The sequence below is a fragment of the Aeromonas veronii bv. veronii genome, assembly GCF_000820225.1.
GTDB lineage: Bacteria > Pseudomonadota > Gammaproteobacteria > Enterobacterales > Aeromonadaceae > Aeromonas > Aeromonas veronii.
In genome coordinates this window covers 1,253-2,032 of the sequence record NZ_CDDK01000038.1, presented here as the reverse complement: position 1 = coordinate 2,032, position 780 = coordinate 1,253, and the positions used below count along the sequence as shown (strand labels likewise).

Annotated in this window: 1 protein-coding gene and 2 pseudogenes; all 3 read right to left on the bottom strand. The window is 55.5% G+C overall.

Annotation, left to right across the window (positions count from 1 at the left end):
• Positions 1-118: pseudogene (locus tag BN1139_RS21890) on the bottom strand (hypothetical protein); the annotation flags it as partial.
• A 197-nt stretch (positions 119-315) separates the two neighbouring features.
• Positions 316-582, bottom strand: a complete 267-nt coding sequence (minE, locus tag BN1139_RS16095) for a cell division topological specificity factor MinE (protein WP_005336848.1) — start codon at positions 580-582, stop codon at positions 316-318.
• A gap of 2 nt (positions 583-584) precedes the next feature.
• A pseudogene (locus BN1139_RS16090) lies at positions 585-780 on the bottom strand (septum site-determining protein MinD); the annotation flags it as partial.

Genomic DNA, 780 nt, shown 5'->3' with positions numbered 1-780 from the left:
CCTGATTGAAGCGGGCGATCTCCTGCTCCGGCAGGTTGTCGGAGGCCAGCTCCATAAAGAGTTCGAGGGCGGTATCGAGCAGTTCCTCGACGCTGTGCATTTCGTCATTCATAGACATAAGCGGTCTGTTCCAGAAAAGAGAAAACGGTGCCAGCGCAGATCACTGCCTGCGGGGCGGCGCTATTCTAGCTGTCGGCAGACCCCTTGGCGAGATGAGGCGAGCCGCTGTGGCCTGTTTTTGTGCCAATAAAAAACCGGATCCAGTGACAGGATCCGGTCTTCATTGGGGGAAGGGGTCACGCATAGGGCGTCAGCTCATCCCTTCTTGTCATCGGCGAAGGTGATGTTGAGCTCCAGTACCGACAGCTCATCACTCTTCTGATCCAGTTGGACGGTTATCTTCTCCGGATCAATGTTGACGTATTTGCGGATCACATCGAGGATGTCCTGCTTGAGCTGGGGCAGGTAATCCGGCCCCCCTCTGGATGAACGCTCGTGAGCAACAATGATCTGCAACCGCTCTTTGGCCAGTTGTGCGGTGTTCTGTTTCTTGTTGGAACGAAAATAATCCAATAATGACATGTTTAACTCCCGAACAGTCGGCTAAAGAAGCCCTTCTTCTCTTCTTCCAGAAAACGAAATTCCTTGGCATCGCCCAGCAGGCGGGACACCGCATCTTCGTAGGCCTGACCGGCATCGGACTCCTTGTCCAGAATGACCGGTTCGCCGGAGTTGGAGGCGCGCAGCACCGCCTGGGACTCCGGGATCACCCCGAGCAGC